At 72.3% G+C, this 4,390-nt stretch carries 4 protein-coding genes; all 4 read right to left on the reverse strand.

The genetic code is table 11. The annotated features are described in order from the left end of the window. A partial coding sequence (locus B1L11_RS44015; RefSeq protein WP_079321067.1) for a serine/threonine-protein kinase occupies positions 1 to 1,077 on the reverse strand: 1,077 nt, incomplete at its 3' end. A gap of 122 nt (positions 1,078 to 1,199) precedes the next feature. Then, positions 1,200 to 2,933 carry an amylo-alpha-1,6-glucosidase gene (locus tag B1L11_RS44020; RefSeq protein ID WP_218671699.1) on the reverse strand — a complete coding sequence of 578 codons (1,734 nt, stop codon included), beginning with the start codon at positions 2,931 to 2,933 and terminating at the stop codon, positions 1,200 to 1,202. Between the two features lie 27 nt (positions 2,934 to 2,960). Continuing rightward, positions 2,961 to 3,767, reverse strand: coding sequence for a carbohydrate ABC transporter permease (locus tag B1L11_RS44025; protein WP_079321068.1), 807 nt, complete (start codon positions 3,765 to 3,767; stop codon positions 2,961 to 2,963). Further along, positions 3,764 to 4,390, reverse strand: a 627-nt coding sequence (locus B1L11_RS44030) for a carbohydrate ABC transporter permease (RefSeq protein ID WP_079321069.1), incomplete at its 5' end; no start/stop codon positions are given. The genes B1L11_RS44025 and B1L11_RS44030, both read right to left, overlap by 4 nt.

A 4,390-nucleotide genomic window follows, 5' to 3' on the forward strand; every position in this document is an offset into this window, starting at 1 on the left:
CCGCCGCCGTCGGACAGCGCCGCCACCCCCGATCGTGACCCGCGGCGAGCCCCCGCCACCGCGGCACCGAGCCGGATGAGCGTGCGCCGCTCGGGCGACACCCCCCGCCGTACGGCCGGCCGGGACGCCCGGCGGCGGGGCGTCGAGCAGCGGGGTGTCGAGCAGCGCCGTGTCGCCCGCACGCGCGCCGCCGGTGTAGGACGCCTGCGGCGGGGGCGGCACCGGTATCACGGCCGTCCGGGTGGGCTCCCCCGCGGAAAGGGCGACGGCCGCCAGGACCCGGCGCGCGACCTCCGCGTCGGCGGGGCGGGCGGCCGGGTCCTTGGCCAGCAACGCCATGATCAGGCGCTCCAGCTCGGCGGGGATGTCGGGGCGGTGCCTGCCGGGCGGCACCGGGGCCTGGTGGATGTGCTGATACACCAGCTCCGGGGCCGATCCGGTGAACGGCGGGTGCCCGCACAGCAGCTCGTAGCAGACGCACCCCAGTGCGTAGAGATCGCAGGCGGACCCGCCGCCCCTGCCGTCGATCTGCTCAGGAGCCAGGTAGGCGGCGGTGCCGACGACGGTGCCCACCATGGTGAGCCGCGCCGCCTCGCTCGCCACCTGGGCGACGCCGAAGTCGACCACCTTGAGCACGCCGCTCGCGGTGAGGTGCAGGTTGGCGGGTTTGACGTCCCGGTGCACGACCCCGGCGCGGTGCGCGGCGTCCAGGCCCGCGGCGGCCTGGCTCATGAGGCCGCAGGCCTCCGCCACGCCGTACCGGCCCCGGTCGAGCAGCTCCGCGGCCAGGCTGCGGCCGGTGAGCAGCTCCATCACCAGGTAAGGCCGCGCGTCCTGCTCGCCCACATCGAGCACGGTCACCACGTTCGGGTGGACGACGCGGGCGGCGGCGCGGGCCTCGCGGGCGAAGCGCTCCCGTGAGGCGACCCCGGCGACCTGCGGCGCGAGGATCTTCACCGCCACGGGACGGTGGCCCCGCAGGTCGCGACCCCGCCAGACCTCGCCCATCCCGCCCTGGCCGATCAGCTCCTCCAGCTCGTAACGACCGCCGAGCGTGGACGGCACCACGTCCCGCACCCCCTCATGGCCACTCGTACCCGATGATCGGGAGCCAACCTATCCTCTCGGGCAGGCCGGGTGAGAACGGCCGGATCGGCGGAACTCGTACATGGCGGCGGTGTGCCGTTGGCTATGCCGGGCTATGCACGCGTCTGCGCTCGTGTTGACGCCGCCGACTCCGCTGTCGGTGTCCGCTGTTCGCGTCGCCGTTCGTGTCGCCGTTCGTGGGCGGCGGCGAGGATGAGGTAGGCGCCGGCCGTCCAGGTGTAGGCGCGGTCGCGCAGCCCCTCGCCGGTGCGCGCGTCGAAGTTCTCGGCGAAGCCGGACCGCTCGCACAGCCTCCGGAAGCGGGCGCTGATCTCGTCGGCCAGCCCGGCGTGGCCGGCGCGGCGCAGGCCGTCCTCGATGAGGACGGTCGAGGGGGCCCAGATCGGTCCCCGCCAGTAGCCGTCGTCCTGGTAGTGCTCCGACGCGGGGTGCTCGGTGGCGGGTCCGAACGCGGTCAGGTGCGCGGCGATGTGTGCGGCGAGCGCCGTGTGCACCGGCCCCGGGAGCTCGTCGCCGAGCACGATGGGCATGAGGTCGAGCAGGCTGGAGCTGGACCAGGTGCGCCCCGAGTGCGCGCCGCGGGCGACGAACCGGTCCCCCGTCCACAGCTCGGCGAGCAGCGCGTCGCGCATCCGGTCGGCGGCGCCGGACCAGCGGGCCGCCGCGGCGGGGTCCGGGGCCCGGCGGGACAGTTCGCGCATCTGCAGGACGAGGAAGGCGGCCAGGTCGGCGGTCTCGACGACCCGTTCGGGGTCGAAGGTGGTGGCGTTGTCCCAGCCGCTGTCGTTGCCGTGCTGGTAGTGCGGCAGCTCACGGCCGGGGACGCGCCGCGCCGTGAGCCAGAAGGTCGTCCAGCGTTCCAGCAGCCGGTAGACCTCCTCCGGCTCGGCCGCCGGTGGAAGGCGGCGCAGGGCCCAGCCGTGGATGGGCGGCTTGACGAAGTTGTAGAGGATCTCGGAGTGGGTGACGGAGTCGGGCAGCGCGCCGGCGTCGTCCTGGTGGTCGAAGGGCAGCCGGAACTGGTCCCATGCCAGGCCGGGCAGGCCGTCGGCGAGGGCGATGGCGTTGAAGCAGTGGTCCCAGCTCCACACCTTGTCCATCCAGTGCTTGGACATCAGCACGGCGGGCCGGGTGACGAACCCGGCCGGGCGTACGGTCGCCGACCACAGGACGTAGGCGGCCAGCTCGGCCGCGGGCGTCCGGTCGCTGCGCCAGGGCGCGACCGCCGCGGTGAACGCGTCGAACTGGGCCCGCGCCGCCTCGGCCACCTGTTCGAAGGCGGCCGTGCCCGTGTAGGGGGCGCGAGCCGTCTCGTACTCCTCGACGGCGACCTCCCACTCGCCGCTCAGGACGACGCCCCGTTCGGCGGCGCCGAGCGCCTGGACGCCCCGCGCCTCGGCCTGTCCGGCGAGCACCGTGACCCGATAGCGGCGCCCGGTCTGGTAGACGGTGAAGACGAACGATCCGTCCGCTGGATCCTGGTAGAAGTACGGGCCGCTGAACGGGGTCAGGACGGGGTCGGCGGCCAGGAGGCTCAGCCCGAGGCCACGTCCGCGCAGCCGTACCGTGTCGGCGTTCTCGTAGGCGAGGTCGATCCGGTCGCCGGCGCGGCTCCAGGTGAGCCGGTGGGGGGTGGCGGTGACGTCGCTCTCGGCGGACGGCGCCAGCCGCAGGATCGGATGCATGCCGGTCTGGTGGGAGACCAGATGCACGTCCCGGGCGTAGGTGTTCTCGGCGACCACCGGCGAGAAGCCGAACCACGAGCCGCGGTAGCTGAACGGGATTTCCCGCAGGGAGAACACCGGGCCTGAAGCGGCGACGGTCATGAAGAGGGGGTCCCTTCTCGAAGAGGTTCAGTCCTTGACGGCGCCGGCGGTGACGCCTGCGGCGACGTAGCGCTGGGCGACGATGAGCAGAACGGTGGCGGGGATGGAGGCGACCACGGCGGTGGCCATGATGGCGTTCCACTCCTGGTTGTTGTTGCCGATGTAGTGGTAGATGCCGAGCGTGATCGGCTGGCGGGCGCCGCCCTGGTCGAGGGTGGAGGCGAAGACGAAGTCCGACCAGGCCCACAGGAAGGCGAACAGCGACACCGTGATGATCGAATTACGGGAGACCGGCAGCACGATCGAGACGAACGTACGCGTCACCCCGGCTCCGTCCACCCGGGCCGCCTGCATCAGCTCCTCGGGAATGCCGGACATGAACGTGGTGAGGATGAGCACGGCGAACGGCACCGCGAGGGTGGAGTCGGCCACGATCAGCCCGGGGACGGTGTTGAGCACGCCGGTGGTGAGGAAGATGGCGTAGAAGCCCATCGCCATGATGATCCCGGGGATCATCTGGGCGATCAGCAGCACGAAGCTCAGCACGCCGCCGCCGCGCGGGCGGAGCTTGGCCAGCGAGTACGCGGCCGGCGCCGCGACCAGGAGGGTCAGCACGACGGTGCCCAGCCCGACGACCAGGCTCACCCCCAGGTAGGGCAGCTGCCGCTCCAGCACCGCCCGGTAGCCGTCCAGCGTGCCGTGGACCGGAAACCAGTACGGCGGCGACTTGCGCATGTCCTGGTCCCGCGTGAACGACACGTTGACCATCCAGTAGACCGGGAACAGCATCACGGCCGTCAGCGCCAGGCCTACGGCGGTGTTGAGCCGCCTCATGCCGCGGCCTGCCGTCGCTGCACGCGGATGTAGACGAGTCCGAAGGCCAGCGCCATGAGGATCAGCAGGTTGCCGACCGCCGCGCCGGGGCCGAAGGAGGGCACGAGGTTGCCGAAGCCGAGCCGGTAGGACCAGGTGGCGAACGTGCCGGAGGATCCGCTCGGCCCGCCCTTGGTCATGATCCAGATGATGTCGAACACCTTGAGGGTGTAGACCAGCCCCAGCAGGACGGTGATCGCCGAGACCGGCCGCAGCAGCGGGAAGGTCACGCGCCAGAACCGCTGCCAGGCGCCGGCCCCGTCCAGCGCCGCGGCCTCGTACACGGCCGAGGGGATCGCCTGCAGGCCGCTGTAGAGCACGACCAGGTTGAACGGGATGCCGATCCAGATGTTGGCGATGGTCACCGACCACAGCGACCAGTCGGGTGAGGTCAGCCAGTTCACCGGGCCGAGGCCGACCCAGCTCAGGGCGGCGTTGACCACGCCGGAGTCGCTGTTGAGCATCCACGACCAGGTCGAGGCGGACACGATCAGCGGCAGCAGCCAGGGCACCAGGAACAGCGCGCGCAGCGTCGCCGACAGCCGGAAGTTCCGGCTGAAGAACACCGCGAGCGCGAGCCCGAT

This window comes from Microbispora sp. GKU 823, from assembly GCF_002027145.1.
In the GTDB taxonomy this organism is placed as follows: Bacteria; Actinomycetota; Actinomycetes; order Streptosporangiales; family Streptosporangiaceae; genus Microbispora; species Microbispora siamensis.